The sequence below is a fragment of the Erythrobacter sp. genome (assembly GCF_023653175.1).
Taxonomy (GTDB): Bacteria; Pseudomonadota; Alphaproteobacteria; order Sphingomonadales; family Sphingomonadaceae; genus Erythrobacter.
The window spans coordinates 1-14,721 of the sequence record NZ_JAMNXL010000088.1 but is presented as its reverse complement, the minus strand read 5'-3'; the positions used below and the strand labels follow the sequence as shown (position 1 = coordinate 14,721).

Sequence of the window (14,721 nt, the reverse complement as noted above, 5' to 3'; positions counted from 1 at the left end):
TCGGCTTGGCCCACTCCACCTCGACCCAACCGGGATACTTGCCGCCCTTGTCGAAGTGATCGACGACCGCCGCCCACTCGGTCACGCCGCGCGTGATATTGGCATCGCGCCGAACGCGGGCTTCTTCGTAGAGGCCCTGCTGGATCGCTTCGAGCACCGCGCCCGCCTCGGCCACGAACTCAGCGTGGGCGGGATAGGTGAAGGCGGGCTTGCCGTTGGCGGCGTTCCACAGTTGGTCGCGGCGCAAGACGGCGATCTTGCCTTCGGCCATGTCGCGCGGGCCGACCTCGATGATCACGGGCGCACCCTTCCTCACCCAGTCCCAGCGCTTGGCGGCGGCCTTGCCGGGCTTCTGATCGAGCAGCACGCGCACGCGCTCACCAAGCGCGCTCGTGGCGGCCAGAGCGGCGCGCACGCCTTCGCAATAGGCGATCAGTTCCGCATCTTCCGGAGCCTCGCGCAGCATAGGGATGATGACGATCTGTTGCGGCGCGATGGCGGGCGGCACGCGCAGCCCGTCGTCGTCACCGTGGGTCATGATCACCCCGCCGATCAGCCGCGTCGAAACGCCCCAACTGGTGGTGTGGCAGAACTGCTGGGTGCCCTCGCGGTCCTGGAACTGGATGCCGGCCGCATGGGCGAAGTTGGTGCCGAGGTAGTGGCTCGTGCCCGCTTGCAGCGCCTTGCCGTCCTGCATCATAGCCTCGATCGACCAGGTCTCGACCGCGCCGGGGAAGCGCTCGTTCTCCGGCTTTTCGCCCGCGATCACGGGGAGCGCGAGATCATCCTCGGCGCACGAGCGATACATTTCGAGCGCACGGTGGGTTTCCGCGAGCGCATCCTCGCGGGTCTCGTGCGCGGTGTGGCCCTCCTGCCAGAGGAACTCGCTGGTGCGCAGGAACATCCGCGTGCGCATTTCCCAGCGCACCACATTGGCCCACTGGTTGGTGAGCAGCGGCAGATCGCGCCACGATTGCACCCAGCGCGCCATCGCATCGCCGATGATCGTTTCGGATGTGGGGCGCACCACCAGCGGCTCTTCCAGCTTCGCCTCGGGATCGGGGATCAGCCCGCCCTTCCCGTCCGCAATCAGGCGGTGGTGGGTGACGACCGCCATTTCCTTGGCAAAGCCCTCGACGTGTTCAGCCTCGCGGGTGAAGTTGGCGAGCGGGATGAACAGCGGGAAGTAGCAGTTCTGCACGCCCGCGGCCTTGATGCGGTCGTCCATCAGGCGCTGGATGCGCTCCCAGATGCCGTAGCCCCACGGCTTGATCACCATGCAGCCGCGCACGCCGGATTCCTCGGCGAGGTCGGCGGCGGAGATCACCTCCTGGTACCACTTGGCAAAGTCGTCTTCGCGCTTGACGGTGAGCGCGTGGCGGATCTGGGACACGGGTGCTGGCTTCCTGCTAGAACAATGCGGCGCGCCCTTCGGGCTATTTGCCGAGTTCGTCCAGCTTCTTTTGCATCGCCGCCATCTGCTCGCGCAGCACCGCGATCTCGCTCTGGGTGTCGGGGGCGGGCTTGGCCGGAGACCTGTCCGCCGGCTTGCCCTTGGGCTTGCCGAGCCCGGGCATGAAGGCATCGGCCGCCGCGCGCATCATCGCCATGTTGGTCTCGTGGATCGCCGCAAAGGGCGTCGCGCTGATGCCCTTCTCGAAAGCCTCGCGGATCTTCGACTGGTTCTCGCGGAAATTGGTCATGCTGGCTTCGAGATAGGAGGGCATCAGCGCCTGCATCGAATTGCCGTACATGCCGATCAGCTGGCGCAGGAAGCTGACCGGGAGCATCTGCTGCCCGCCATTGGCTTCCTCGTCCATGATGATCTGCGTCAGGATCGAATGGGTGATGTCATCGCCGGTCTTGGCGTCGAGCACCTGGAACTCGACATTCTCGCGCACCATGCGGGCGAGATCATCAAGCGTGATGTAGCTCGAGGAGGCGGTGTTGTAGAGCCGCCGGTTGGCGTACTTCTTGATGATGATGGCATCGCCCGCTTCGCCGGACGCCGCCGCTTTCGTTCTGACCATTGCTGTATGACCCCGCGTTATCTTTTCTTCCGCTGGGGGCTTTTAGCACCTGCACAAGCTGCGGTGCAACAACAACGCGGGAAAAGCGTCTAACGCGTCCTCAGGCGCGCGCCGATGGTGGTTAGGAGTTCATAAGCCGAAAGAGCGTTTTGCTGCGCAGCATCGGCGATGTTCCAGGGGACGTTGAGCCAGTCTCCTGCCGCCAGATCCCGGCCTGCGGCCAGATCGACCACCACCATGTCCATCGACACCTTGCCGAGGATCGGCAGCGCGCGGCCCTGATGGAACAGCGCATTGCCGGGCCCGCGCGCGCGCAGGAAGCCGTCGGCATAGCCGATCGAGACCGTGCCGACACGCATGTGGGTGGGCGCGATGAAGGTAGCGTTGTAGCCGACCGCCTCTCCGGGCGCGAGGTTGCGGGTCTGGAGCAGCTGCGCCTGAACCTGCGCGACCGGGCGGATGTGCCCGGCGAGCTCATCGCGCGGCACCCCGCCATAGAGCGCGAGCCCCGGGCGGGTGAGATCGAAGGCGAAGGCCTCGCCAAGTCCGATCCCGGCGCTGTTCGCAAGGCTGAGGCGATGGTGGGGAATGGCCTCGGCCGCCTCGGAGAGCAGTTCGGCCTGCATCCGGTTCATCGCGGTGCGCTCGTCGGCGCTGGCGAGGTGGCTCATGAGGATGTCGATTTCGAGCGCAGCCACCGCCTGATCGCCCGCTTCGGCAAGCGCAATGCCGAGCCGGTTGATGCCGGTGTCGACCATCAGGTGGCAGCGCCCTCCCCCGGTTGCACTCCACAATCCCGCCTGGTCGAGCGAATTGATCACCGGCACCGCGCCGGTGGCCCGGGCATAGGCGCAGTCGGCCTCGCTGAGCACCCCGTGGAGCACCGCCACCTGTTCGCCCGGCACGTGCCTGATCACGCTCGCAACCTCGCTCCAATGCGCGACGAAGAAGGTACGGCAGCCCGCATCCCGCAGCACGGGCACGCAGGTGTCTACGCCGAGCCCATAGGCGTCGGCCTTCACCGCCGCGCCTGCGTCCGCTCCACCCGAGAGCGCATCGAGCGCGCGCCAGTTGGCGGCGAGCGCCTCGCTGTCGACGGTGAGCCTCAGGGTGGGCGGCGGCGAGGCGGCAGGCTCAATCATCGGCAAAATCTTCCGGAGGCCCGTCCGGCAGGCCCCACCACGCCACGACCGCGCCGAAGGCGACCACGGCCCAGGTGTACCACAGGCCCGCATAGACATCGCCGGTGCTCGCCACGATGTAGGTCGCGATCAGCGGCAGGAAGCCGCCGAGGTAGCCTGCGCCGATGTGGTAGGGTATCGACATCGAGGAATAGCGGATCTGCGGCGGGAACATTTCCGAGAGCAACGCCGCCACGGAGCCATAGGTCAGCGCCGACAGCAGGCCCAGCGCCAGCAGCAGCGCCACGATCCCGATGATGTTGACGAAGGGCGGCACCTGCTTGGCAAAGCTGTAGCCGCGTGCCTCGAGGTAGCTTTGCACCGCGGCGCGCTGGCCTTGCGGCTGCGTCACGGCCAGATCGAAGCGCTCGGTGCCGACCGTGATCGCAACACTCTCGCCATCGGCAGAGGTGCTTGCGGCCACCGTGTAGGGCACGCCGAGCGCGGTCAAGTCCTGCAGCAGCCGCCCGCAGGCAGTGGCTTGTTCCTCGGCGAAGGCATCGAAGCTGCACTGCGTGCCGACCACCGCCACCGGCGCCTCGGCGGCGGCCTGCCGAAGCCCGGGATTGGCTAGCGTGCCTAGCCCCCAGAAGATCGGGAACAGCAATACCAGGCTCGCCAGCGCGCCGACGATGATCGGTTTTTTGCGCCCCACCCGGTCCGACCAGCGCCCGACGAAGACATAGAAGCTCATCGCGACAAGGCCCGAGACCAGCAGGACGAGGTTCACCACCTGGTCGTCCATCCGCATCGGCCCCTTGAGGAACGACATCCCCGAGAAGAAGGCGGTGTACCAGATCGTCGTCAGCACCCCGGTGATCCCGAACAGAGCGACGAAGATGCGCTTCTTGTTGCCGGGATAGGTGAAGCTTTCGATGAAGGGATTGCCGGCCATCTCGCCCGCTTCCTTCATAGCCTGAAACACCGGGCTTTCGCTCAGTTTCAGGCGCATCCACAAGGAGATACCGAGCAGGATCAGCGACAGCAGGAAGGGCAGGCGCCAGCCCCACGCCTTGAAGGCCTCGGGCGGGATCAGCAGCTGGCAGGCGAGCACGACGACGATGCTGAGCACGAAGCCGCCGACCACGCTCGCCTGGATGAAGCTGGTGTAGAAGCCGCGCTTTTCGGGCGGGGCGTGCTCGGCGACATAGACCGCCGCGCCGCCATATTCGCCGCCGAGCGCAAGGCCCTGAAGGATGCGCAGAAACAGCACGACAATCGGTGCGGCGATCCCGATCGAATCCGCGGTCGGTACGAGGCCCACGCCCGCGGTCGCGATGCCCATCAGGGTGACAGTGACAAGGAAGGTGTATTTGCGCCCCAGCCGGTCACCCAGAAAGCCGAACAGGATCGCGCCCAGCGGGCGAAAGCCGAAGCCGACCGCAAACCCGGCCCACACCAGCAGCACCTCGAGCGTGGCGTTGTCCGAGGGGAAGAAGGCCGCGCCGATCAGGCCGGCGAGCGTGCCGTAGATGAAGAAGTCGTACCATTCGAAGATGGTGCCCGCCGATGATGCGCCGATCACCAAGCGGATTTCGCTCTCGCTCGGCTCGCGTGCGGCTAGCGCCTGCGCCTCTCCCATGTCGTCCCTGTCCCCTGTTGTCGCTGGCTGGCGCGATCTCTCCTGGCGCCCGTCCCTAGCGAGTGCTTGGCCCTTGCGAAAGCGCCGTGCGCGCCGCAGTCCACGGCAATAGCAGGGCGCCGTGGCGGCCTGGGTGGCCCTGCGCGGGGGCGAGCGCCGCGATCCCCGGCCAGTCGGGGAGCGCGCCCTCGCCCGCCAGCCACAGCTCGAGCGCTCCGGCGACGGCATCGAGAGCGCCCGGATCGCGGCCCGCCGCGCCCTGCGCCAGCAGCGCGGCCGAGGCCTGCCCTATCGCGCAGGCGCTGACCTGCATCCCGATCCGCGCGATGTGGCCTGCCTCGTCCAGCGCAAGGCCGAGCGTGATCACGCTGCCGCAGCTGCGCGAGCGCGCCTCGGCCTGCAAGGGCAGGTCAGCAGTGAGCGGAAAGTCCGCAAGCCCCGTCGCAAGCCCCAGCAGCGCGGGCGAATAGAGCCTGGTTGCAGCCTGTGACGCCACGCTACTTCCTGAACCGAGCCGCGGCCGCTGCGCGCGCTTCCTCCTCGCCGCGCAGCCGTTCGCGGCGGATCGCGATCGCGGGAATAAGCTGGCGCGAGAAGGCATCGGCCGCAGCATAGGTGCGTGCGGTCGTGATCCATTCGGGCCTGCCCTTGTAGCCCCAGCTCTCGTCAAAGCCGGTGACCAACATGGCAAAGGCGAACACAGCCATCAGCGCGCCCTTGACCGCGCCGAAGCCGAAGCCGAGCACGCGGTCCACGGGGCCGAGGATCGCTCCGTCCGAAGCCCCGCTTGCGGTGCCGATAATGACCTTCATCGCCGCATAGGGGATCAGCAGCAGCAGCGCGAAGGCGAACAGCGAGACCGCCGGTTCGGCGCGGTAGAAGTTCTTGAGTCCCTCGGTCAGCGCGGGGTGCATGAAGTGCAGCGCCATCGCCGCCATGATCCACGCAGCGAGGCTCAGCACCTCCTGCACCAGCCCGCGCACGAAGCCGCCGATCGCTGCGATCGCGACGATTATGGCGATGATGATGTCGAGCACGGCCATGCCGCCGACGATTATGCGTTGCCCATCACCTGGTCAACGACGTTCGCAAGTGCAGCAAGCCCGCGGTAGTCCGCGCCGCTGCTGCCGGTGGCCGCGCCTGCGGGGCCGTAGCAGCGCGCAAAGCCGAGCTTGGCCGCCTCGCGCAGCCGCAAGGGGGCATGGGCGACGGGGCGGATCTCGCCCGCAAGGCTGACCTCGCCGAACCACGCGGTCTTGTCCGGCAGCGGCTTGTCGGCGAGCGCGGAGACGAGCGCGGCGGCGACCGCGAGGTCGGCCGCAGGGTCGGTCAGTCGGTAGCCGCCGGCGATGTTGAGATAGACTTCCGCCGAGGAGAAATTGAGGCCGCAACGCGATTCCAGCACCGCGAGCAGCATCGCCAGTCGCCCGTTGTCCCAGCCCACCACCGCCCGGCGCGGGGTGGCACCCGATTGCAGGCGCACGATAAGCGCCTGGATTTCCACCAGCACAGGCCGGGTGCCCTCCAAGGCCGGGAACACCGCGCTGCCCGCCAGCGGCGTCTCGCGGCCCGAAAGGAACAGCAGCGAGGGGTTGGCGACCTCCTCGAGCCCCTCGGTGGCCATGGCGAAGACCCCGATCTCGTCGACCGCGCCGAAGCGGTTCTTCAATGCGCGCAGGATGCGGTACTGGTGGCTGCGCTCGCCCTCGAAGCTCATCACCACATCGACCATGTGCTCGAGCACGCGCGGGCCGGCGATGGTGCCGTCCTTGGTGACATGGCCGACCAGCACCACCACGCAGCCTGACTCCTTGGCATAGCGGATCAGTTCGAGCGCGCAGCCGCGCACCTGGCTGACGGTGCCGGGCGCGCCCTCGATGGTGTCGGAATGCATGGTCTGGATCGAATCGATCACCAGCAGCGCAGGCGGCTCGCCCTGCCCGAGCGTGGTCAGGATATCGCGCACCGAGGTCTCCGAGGCGAGCCGGATCGGCGCGTCGGCCACCCCCATGCGGCTTGCGCGCAGGCGCACTTGCCCGGCCGCTTCCTCGCCGCTGACATAGACCACGTCATTGCCCCCGCGCGCGATGGTCGCGGCGCATTGCAGCAGCAGGGTGGACTTGCCGATCCCCGGATCCCCGCCGAGCAGCACCGCGCTTCCCGGCACCAGCCCGCCGCCCAGCGCGCGGTCGAATTCGGCCATGCCGGTCGATTTCCTCACCGGCAGCTTGGTGGGTGCATTGAGCGGCTCGAAGGCCACCGCCCGCCCGCCGCTCGACAGGTCGTGCTTCTGCGAGAACACCGTCGCCGGCACATCCTCGATCAGCGTGTTCCACTGTCCGCAGTCGGCGCATTGCCCCTGCCAGCGGTGCGAGACCGAGCCGCATTCCTGGCACACGTAGCGACGTTTTGCTTTTGCCATATATCATGCTCCATAACGAGAACAGATGACGAACGCAATTGCATTGCCGAGGTAATGCACGTTAGGAAGCGCAGTATGCGCCAGAAGGAACTGCGCCTTGCTCTCGTATGCTACGGCGGGGTCAGCCTGGCGGTCTATATGCACGGCATCACCAAGGAGGTGTGGCACCTCGCCCGGGCAAGCCGCGCCTTCCATCATCCGGGGGCGGTGCGGCTCGAGGGGGTGGCGGCAGCCTATCGCGATTTCCTCACGATGATCGAGCGCAACCATGGCTTGCAGATCCGCGTGCTCCCCGACATCCTGACCGGCGCGAGCGCGGGCGGCATCAACGCAGTGTTCCTCGCACAGGCAATCCATGCCGGGCACAGTCTCGCGCCGCTGACCGACCTGTGGCTGTCGAATGCCGATGTTAACGAACTGACCGATCCCGAGGCTGAGCCGATGTGGCGCTATGCCAAGGTCTGGGCGCAGCCGATCGCCGAATGGTTCCTGTCGCGCCCCGGCAATGCGGTGAGCGCGACCGTCTCGCCCGAAACCCGCGCCGAGGTGCGCGCCAAGGTGTCGAAGCTGGTGCGCGGGCGATGGTTCAGCCCGCCCTTCTCGGGTGCGCGCTTTTCGGCGATGCTGTTCGAGGCCTTCATGAAGATGGAGGCGGAAGGCGATTCCATCCCGCTGCTGCCGACCGGCTATCCGATCGACCTTGCGGTGACCGTCACCGATTTTCGCGGCCATCCCGAAACGCTGCGCCTAAACTCGCCCCCGCAGGTCGAAGAGACCGAGCACCGCCTGCCGATCAATTTCCGCGCGCGGGTCGGCGAGAATGGCTGCGCCCCGCTCGCCGATCCGCTCGAGCTGGTGCTGGCCGCGCGCGCGACGGCGAGCTTTCCGGGGGCGTTCCCGCCGCTCACCTTGGCCGAGATCGACGCGCTGGCGGCTGCCGAGGGGCACGAATGGAGCGGGCGCGCGGCCTTCCTCCAGCGGATCATGCCCAGCCATGTCGCGCTTGGCACGGTGGGCGAGGTGGCGCTGATCGACGGGGCGGTGCTGGTCAACGCGCCCTTCGGTGCCGCGCTTTCCGCGCTCTATGGCCGCCCCGCCCAGCGCGAGGTCGACCGGCGCTTCGTCTATCTCGACCCCCGCCCCGATGGCGGCGCAGCCATGACCGGGCCTCCGTCACGCAAGGTCGGGTTCTTCGGCGCGATCTTCGGTTCGCTTTCGACGATCCCGCGCGAACAGCCGATCCGTGACGATCTGGAGCGCATTGACCACCAATCGCGCGATGCGGCGCGGCTGAAGCGGATCGTGCTGGAGCTCCAGGGCGATATCGACCGCGCGGTGGAAAAGCTGTTCGGCTACACCTTCCTGCTCGACCGCCCCACCCCCAAGCGCCTCGCGGCATGGCGCGCCAAGGCGCAGCAGGCCGCGGCCGAGCGCGCGGGCTATGCCTTTGGCGCCTATGCCCTGACCAAGTTCGAAGGCATCCTCGAACAGCTTGCACGGGTGACGCTGAAGGCGGCGGGGCAGCCGAGGGGCGATCCCCTGCCGCTAGCAGGCGCGCTACGCGGCGAGCTCGAGGCGCGCGGGCTGGGGCTGCTGACCGAGGCCGGCGGCGGGGCGACGCAGGGCGCAATCGCCTTCTTCCGCGCGCACGACACCGGCTTTCGCATCCGCCGTTTGCAGCTGCTTGCAAGGAAGCTCGCGCGCGACTGGCTGGTCGATGGGGGAATCGCCGAGGACGCGCTCGACCGGGCGCGCGACCGGATTTACGCAATCCTCGCGATCTATCTGCGCGCCGACGAGGATGTGCAGCACATCGCCCGGTTCCGCGAACTTGCGGGCGAGGCCATGCAGCAGCCGGGCGCGGTGCTCGATTTCCTCGCCACCCAGCGCTTGCTGCCCGCGACCGACCTTGCCGCCGAGGAGATGCTGATCGACGCGCTCGAGGACATGCCGAAGGAGCTGAAGCGGCGGATGCTGCTGACCTATCTCGGCTTTCCCTTCTACGATGTTGCCACCCTGCCGCTTTCTCGCCGTGAAGGGCTCGACGAATTCAACCCGGTCAAGATCGACCGCATCTCGCCCGACGATGCGCTCTCGATCCGCGAGGGTGGCACCACGGCCACGCTGCGGGGCATCGAGTTCTACAATTTCGGCGCCTTCTTCAGCCGCGATTATCGCGAGAATGATTACCTGTGGGGACGCTTGCACGGTGCGGAGCGGATGATCGACCTCGTCGCCTCGACCGTCACCGGCGGCGTTTCGACCGAGAGTTTGCGCGCAGGCAAGCGCGCGGCCTTCCTTGCGGTGCTCGAGGAGGAGGAGAGCGCCGGGCGCTGCCAGCGCGGGCTCATCGAGCAGATCAGGGCCGAGGTGCGCGAGAGGCTTGGCTAGACCTCAGGGCGGGGCGCGAAGAACAACAGCATGACAAGGCGCGAATTCTCCGCGCTCGTGCCGAAGCCCGGGGCGGCGTTGTGGAACTGCCAGGGCGAGAACAAGAGCAGCCGGTTGAAGCGGGCGGGAATGCGCAAGGTGCGCTCCCACTTGTGGGCAAGCGTGGTGTCCTTGTTGACCACATCCTCGACCAGCGCGTTGATATCGGCATAACCGCTCGCGGCGATCTTGGCCGGATCCTGCGGCACGGCTTCGAGCCCGGTGCGGCGATGGCGGAAAAAATCGGTGCCGCCCGCGTCGGGTTTGGCGCAATCCTCGGGGCGCGAGAGGTAGAGGATGCCAGAATAGGCCGCCGGGTCGATATGCACCCCGCTGCGCCCCTTGGCGCCCTTGGACGTCAAGCGGCAATGGCCGTGCTGCGTGCCCGGCGCAGGGCCGAGCCTCACCCCCAGCAGCCGCGAAACCGCCGCATCGATCGCATCGCTCGCTAGCGGCGTGGAGGAGTTGAGTCCCGGAAAATTGCCGTGCTGGCGGGCCGGATCAAAGTCCAGCCCCAGCGCCGCGCGCCGCGCCGCCCACGGATCCTTGAGGAAATCGTCGACGATGAGGAGCGAGGGAAGCACGACCCCCCTCAGCCGCCGAAGGCGTCCTTGAGCTTGGCGAAGAAGCTGCGGCTCTCGGGGCACTCGTCGCCCGTCTCGGTCGCCTTGAATTCCTCGAGAATTTCCTTCTGGCGGCGCGAGAGCTTGGTCGGGGTCTCGACCACGATCTCTACCACCATGTCACCGCGCCCGCGGCCTTGCAGCACCGGCATGCCCGCGCCGCGAATGCGCAATTGCTTGCCCGACTGGATGCCCACGGGGATCTCGAGACGGTTGGTCGAGCCATCGAGATCGGGAATCTCGACACAGCCGCCCAATGCGGCGGTAGTGAAACTGACCGGCACGCGGGTGGCCAGCGTCGTCCCCTCGCGCTCGAACACCGGGTGCGGCTTCACATGGAGGAATATGTAGAGGTCGCCCGAGGGCGCGCCGCGCTGGCCGGCCTCACCCTTGCCGGACAGGCGAATGCGGGTGCCGGTGTCGACGCCGGCGGGAATATCGACCTTGAGGGTCTGGGCCTTGTCCACCCGCCCCTCGCCGCGGCACACGCGGCAGGGGTTCTCGATCACCGTGCCGCGTCCGTTGCAGGTGGGGCACGGGCGCTCGATCACGAACAGGCCCTGCTTGGCGCGCACGCTCCCCATGCCGTGGCACAGATTGCACTGCCGTTCGGAGGTGCCCGGCGTCGCGCCGCTGCCGTCGCAGGTGTCGCAGGACTGCGAGACCTCGATCTCGATCTCGGTCGATTTGCCGTGGAAGGCTTCCTCGAGGCTGACCTGCATGTCGTAGCGCAGGTCCGCGCCGCGCCGGGTCTGCTGGCGCTGCGGGCCGCCGCCGCCGAAGGCGCTGCCGAAGATCGTTTCGAAAATGTCGCCGATATCGGCAAAGCCGTCTGCGCCGCGGCCACCGCCGAACGGTCCGCCGCCGAAGCCACCGCCGTTCATCCCTTGGGTGAAGGCCTCGTGACCGTAGCGGTCATAGGCCGCGCGCTTCTGCGGATCCTTGAGGCAGTCATAGGCCTCGCTGATCGCCTTGAACTTGGCCTCGGCGCTCGCGTCCCCCGGATTGCGGTCCGGGTGGAACTTCATCGCGAGCTTGCGGTACGCGCTCTTGAGCGCCGCCGCGTCGCAATCGCGGGTGACTTCGAGCGTGGCGTAGTAATCGGTCTGGGCGCTGGACATATGTCTGACCTAATCCCCGTGACCACCGCCCGCCGCCGCGCCGGATGCATGATCCGGGCGCTGCGGCGGGGCAATGGGTTGCATCGGGGCCTTAGCCCTTCTTGTCTTCGTCCACTTCGGAAAACTCGGCGTCGACGACGTCTTCGGCCGGGGTCTCTTCGCTCGCCGCTTCGCTGTCCGGGCCAGCTGCCGCTTGCGCCTCGTAGATCTGCTGCCCCATCTTCATCGCCGCCTGGGTCAGAGCCTGCGCCTTGGCGTTGATGTCAACAGCATCGCCGCCCTCGAGCGCGGTCTTGACCGCGGCGATCGCGGCTTCGACATCGGCCTTGGTGCCGGCGTCGATCTTGGCGCCATGCTCTTCAAGCTGCTTTTCGGTCGCATGGACGAGGCTGTCGGCCTGATTGCGCGCTTCTGCGGCCGCCCGGCGCTTCTTGTCCTCTTCGGCGAACTTCTCGGCATCCTTGACCATCTGGTCGATGTCGCTGTCCGACAACCCGCCCGAGGCCTGGATCTTGATCGTCTGCTCCTTGCCGGTGCCCTTGTCGCGCGCCGCCACCGAGACGATGCCGTTGGCGTCGATATCGAAGGTCACCTCGATCTGCGGCACGCCGCGCGGCGCGGGGGGAATGCCGATCAGGTCGAAATTGCCGAGCAGCTTGTTGTCCGCCGCCATCTCGCGTTCGCCCTGATAGACCTTGATCGTCACCGCGTTCTGGTTGTCCTCGGCGGTCGAATAGGTCTGGGTCTTCTTGGTCGGGATGGTGGTGTTGCGGTCGATCATGCGGGTGAACACGCCGCCGAGCGTCTCGATGCCGAGGCTGAGCGGGGTCACGTCGAGCAGCAGCACGTCCTTGACGTCGCCCTGCAGCACGCCCGCCTGAATGGCCGCGCCCATGGCGACGACTTCATCGGGGTTCACGCCGGTGTGCGGCTTGGCGCCGAAAAAGCTTTCGACGACTTCGCGCACCTTGGGCATGCGGGTCATGCCGCCGACAAGGATCACCTCGTCGACCTGGTCCTTGCTGATGCCCGCGTCGCTAAGCGCCTTCTTGCACGGCTCGAGCGTGCGCTGGATCAGGCCGTCGACCATCTTTTCAAGGTCGGCGCGGGTGATCGTCTCGACGAGGTGCAGCGGGGTGGTGCTGCCGCCTTCCATGCGCGCGGTGATGAAGGGCAGGTTGATTTCGGTGGTCGCCGCGCTCGACAGCTCGATCTTGGCCTTTTCCGCGGCTTCCTTGAGACGCTGAAGGGCGAGCTTGTCGGTCTTGAGGTCCATGCCCTCCTTCTTCTTGAAGGAGTCCGCGAGGAACTCGACGATCGCATTGTCGAAGTCTTCACCGCCGAGAAAGGTGTCGCCGTTGGTCGACTTCACTTCGAACACGCCGTCGCCAATCTCGAGGATCGAGACGTCGAAGGTGCCGCCGCCAAGGTCGTAGACAGCGATGGTCTTGCCGTCTTCCTTGTCCATCCCATAGGCGAGCGCGGCCGCAGTCGGCTCGTTGATGATACGCAGCACTTCGAGGCCGGCGATCTGGCCTGCATCCTTGGTTGCCTGACGCTGGGCGTCGTTGAAATAGGCGGGCACGGTAATGACGGCCTGCGTCACGGTCTCGCCGAGGTAGCTCTCGGCGGTTTCCTTCATCTTTTGCAGGATGAAGGCCGAGACCTGCGAGGGGCTGTAATCCTCACTGCCCGCGTTGACCCACGCGTCGCCGTTCTTGCCCTTGACGATCTTGTAGGGGACGAGACCCATGTCCTTCTTGGTCAGCGGGTCTTCGAAGCGGCGGCCGATCAGGCGCTTGATTGCGAAAAGGGTGTTGTCGGGGTTGGTGACCGCCTGACGCTTGGCAGGCTGCCCGATCAGGCGCTGGCCATCCTTGGTGAAGGCGACGATCGAGGGCGTGGTGCGCGCGCCTTCCGAATTTTCAATGACCTTGGGCTTGCCGCCGTCCATGACAGCGACGCAGGAGTTGGTGGTCCCGAGGTCGATACCGATTACTTTACCCATTGTTTCCCCATCCATAAGGACAATTGTTGGACACCGCTGCCGTCGGCTTCCCGGTTCCCGGCAAAGCACCTTGGCGGCTCGTTTGTGAGGGCGATATAGGTGTGCTTTCGCTTGGCACAAGAGAGCCGCCCTTCTAGATTTGGGGCCATCCACATGGGAGATATCTGCGTGAATTCGATCCTGAGAGCCGCATCGGCGGTGCTGGCGCTTGCCGCCATTGCCACTCTTTCCGCCTGCGCGCCCGACGCCGATGCGCCGCCAAGCGACACCGCCACTGCCGGCGCGGTAAGCGCCGGGCTGACCGTCAGCAATGCGCGCGTCTTCCTGCCTCCGGTCGCGGGCAACCCGGCCGCGGTCTATTTCGACCTTTCCTACAGCGGCGCGCCCGGCGTATCGCTCGAGAGCGTCACTGTGGAGGGCGCAGGAATGACCATGATCCACGACTATGCGGAAAGCGCGGGCAAGATGGAGATGGTGATGGCGGATGAGGTGCCGCTGAGCGCGGGTGCGCCGGTCAGCTTCGCGCCGGGCGGGCTCCATGTGATGGCGATGGAGCCGGGCGCCGCGCTGGCCGCGGGCAGCACCGCCAAGGTCACCCTCACCCTGTCCGACGGCACCAGCGTCACCGTCGCTGCGCCCGTGCGCGCCGCGGGCGACGAGCGCTGAGCAGCGCTCCGGCAACAACGCAGAGGGGCGCCCTGCCCTCCCTCTGCCCGGCCGGCGGCACGCGGCCGTTGACCGCGGGCGAAATCGCGCTCGCCCGGTCGGTGTTCGGCGAGGCCATCGACTATGCCCACGTCACGGTGATGCGCCGCAAGTTCTTCCCGCTGCAACCGCGCGGCGTGACGATGGCGCCAATGGGCAGCCTCCACTTCCACCCTGCCGCCCCGCATTATTGCGACGACTTCGCTTCTGCCTCGCTGGCCAAGCAGGGGCACTTCATCCACGAGATGACGCATGTGTGGCAGGCGCAGACCCTGGGCCGCTGGTATCTGGTGCTGCGCCGCCACCCGTGGTGCCGCTACGACTACACGCTCAAGCCGGGCTGGAATCTTGCGCAATACGGGCTCGAACAGCAGGCCGAGATTGCGCGCCACGCCTTCCTGTTGCGGCGGGGCGAAGCGGTTGCGGGGGTGGCCGACAAGGCGGCCTATTCAGCGCTGGTCACCTTTCCGGGAGCGGCGGCTTGAGCCAGTTCGAATTCGTCTTCGTCCTCTACAGCCTCGTCCTCGGCCTCTCGCTGGTCGAGCTGCTGAACGGTCTCGGGCGCACGCTCGAATTCATGCTGGCGCGCGAGGCGGGCGACCGTGCCTTTTCGATCGGC

The 14,721-nt window shown here is 67.0% G+C and carries 13 protein-coding genes; 3 read left to right on the top strand and 10 right to left on the bottom strand.

Annotated elements, in window-relative coordinates; genetic code table 11:
- The 7 genes from NBV68_RS10965 to radA form a co-directional block, all read right to left on the bottom strand.
- On the bottom strand, nt 1-1,393 hold a 1,393-nt coding region (locus NBV68_RS10965), incomplete at its 3' end, for an aminoacyl--tRNA ligase-related protein (RefSeq protein WP_296309819.1).
- Between the two features lie 43 nt (nt 1,394-1,436).
- On the bottom strand, nt 1,437-2,030 hold the full coding sequence (gene phaR, locus NBV68_RS10960) for a polyhydroxyalkanoate synthesis repressor PhaR (protein ID WP_296309817.1): 594 nt from the start codon (nt 2,028-2,030) through the stop codon (nt 1,437-1,439).
- Between the two features lie 89 nt (nt 2,031-2,119).
- Nucleotides 2,120-3,172 (bottom strand): alanine racemase, encoded by a 1,053-nt coding sequence (gene alr, locus NBV68_RS10955; protein WP_296309816.1) that lies wholly within the window; start codon nt 3,170-3,172, stop codon nt 2,120-2,122.
- Nucleotides 3,165-4,793, bottom strand: coding sequence for an MFS transporter (locus NBV68_RS10950; protein WP_296309814.1), 1,629 nt, complete (start codon nt 4,791-4,793; stop codon nt 3,165-3,167). Before NBV68_RS10950 ends, alr begins: the two co-directional genes overlap by 8 nt.
- A gap of 55 nt (nt 4,794-4,848) precedes the next feature.
- The gene (locus tag NBV68_RS10945) at nt 4,849-5,289 is read right to left on the bottom strand and encodes an iron-sulfur cluster assembly scaffold protein (RefSeq protein ID WP_296309812.1); all 441 of its coding nucleotides are present in this window, start codon (nt 5,287-5,289) and stop codon (nt 4,849-4,851) included.
- Between the two features lies 1 nt (nt 5,290).
- The gene (locus NBV68_RS10940; protein WP_296309811.1) at nt 5,291-5,836 is read right to left on the bottom strand and encodes a CvpA family protein; all 546 of its coding nucleotides are present in this window, start codon (nt 5,834-5,836) and stop codon (nt 5,291-5,293) included.
- 11 nt (nt 5,837-5,847) lie between these two features.
- On the bottom strand, nt 5,848-7,215 hold the full coding sequence (gene radA / locus NBV68_RS10935; RefSeq protein ID WP_296309810.1) for a DNA repair protein RadA: 1,368 nt from the start codon (nt 7,213-7,215) through the stop codon (nt 5,848-5,850).
- A 75-nt stretch (nt 7,216-7,290) separates the two neighbouring features.
- On the opposite strand from radA, the gene NBV68_RS10930 reads away from it, so the two are divergent.
- A complete protein-coding gene (locus NBV68_RS10930) occupies nt 7,291-9,606 on the top strand; it encodes a patatin-like protein (protein ID WP_296309809.1) in 2,316 nt (771 codons plus the stop codon).
- On the opposite strand, the gene NBV68_RS10925 is transcribed toward NBV68_RS10930, so the two are convergent.
- The 3 genes from NBV68_RS10925 to dnaK form a co-directional block, all read right to left on the bottom strand.
- A complete protein-coding gene (locus NBV68_RS10925) occupies nt 9,603-10,229 on the bottom strand; it encodes a DUF6445 family protein (protein ID WP_296309808.1) in 627 nt (208 codons plus the stop codon). The two genes, NBV68_RS10930 and NBV68_RS10925, sit on opposite strands and share 4 nt — an antisense overlap.
- An 8-nt stretch (nt 10,230-10,237) precedes the next feature.
- Entirely contained in the window at nt 10,238-11,389 is a 1,152-nt protein-coding gene (gene dnaJ / locus NBV68_RS10920; RefSeq protein ID WP_296309806.1) for a molecular chaperone DnaJ, read from the bottom strand.
- A gap of 91 nt (nt 11,390-11,480) precedes the next feature.
- On the bottom strand, nt 11,481-13,397 hold the full coding sequence (dnaK, locus tag NBV68_RS10915) for a molecular chaperone DnaK (protein ID WP_296309804.1): 1,917 nt from the start codon (nt 13,395-13,397) through the stop codon (nt 11,481-11,483).
- 168 nt (nt 13,398-13,565) lie between these two features.
- Between dnaK and NBV68_RS10910 the strand changes: the two genes are divergently transcribed.
- Nucleotides 13,566-14,063, top strand: coding sequence for a copper chaperone PCu(A)C (locus tag NBV68_RS10910; protein WP_296309803.1), 498 nt, complete (start codon nt 13,566-13,568; stop codon nt 14,061-14,063).
- Between the two features lie 68 nt (nt 14,064-14,131).
- A complete protein-coding gene (locus tag NBV68_RS10905) occupies nt 14,132-14,587 on the top strand; it encodes a vgr related protein (RefSeq protein ID WP_296309802.1) in 456 nt (151 codons plus the stop codon).
- Nucleotides 14,588-14,721 lie beyond the last annotated feature (134 nt).

What these genes read in the sequence shown, in the direction of transcription:
- phaR (WP_296309817.1), bottom strand. Translation starts at nt 2,030, where the DNA reads ATGGTCAGAACGAAAGCGGCGGCGTCCGGCGAAGCGGGCGATGCCATC.
- alr (WP_296309816.1), bottom strand. Translation starts at nt 3,172, where the DNA reads ATGATTGAGCCTGCCGCCTCGCCGCCGCCCACCCTGAGGCTCACCGTC.
- NBV68_RS10950 (WP_296309814.1), bottom strand. Translation starts at nt 4,793, where the DNA reads ATGGGAGAGGCGCAGGCGCTAGCCGCACGCGAGCCGAGCGAGAGCGAA.
- NBV68_RS10940 (WP_296309811.1), bottom strand. Translation starts at nt 5,836, where the DNA reads ATGGCCGTGCTCGACATCATCATCGCCATAATCGTCGCGATCGCAGCG.
- radA (WP_296309810.1), bottom strand. Translation starts at nt 7,215, where the DNA reads ATGGCAAAAGCAAAACGTCGCTACGTGTGCCAGGAATGCGGCTCGGTC.
- NBV68_RS10930 (WP_296309809.1), top strand. Translation starts at nt 7,291, where the DNA reads ATGCGCCAGAAGGAACTGCGCCTTGCTCTCGTATGCTACGGCGGGGTC.
- dnaJ (WP_296309806.1), bottom strand. Translation starts at nt 11,389, where the DNA reads ATGTCCAGCGCCCAGACCGATTACTACGCCACGCTCGAAGTCACCCGC.
- dnaK (WP_296309804.1), bottom strand. Translation starts at nt 13,397, where the DNA reads ATGGGTAAAGTAATCGGTATCGACCTCGGGACCACCAACTCCTGCGTC.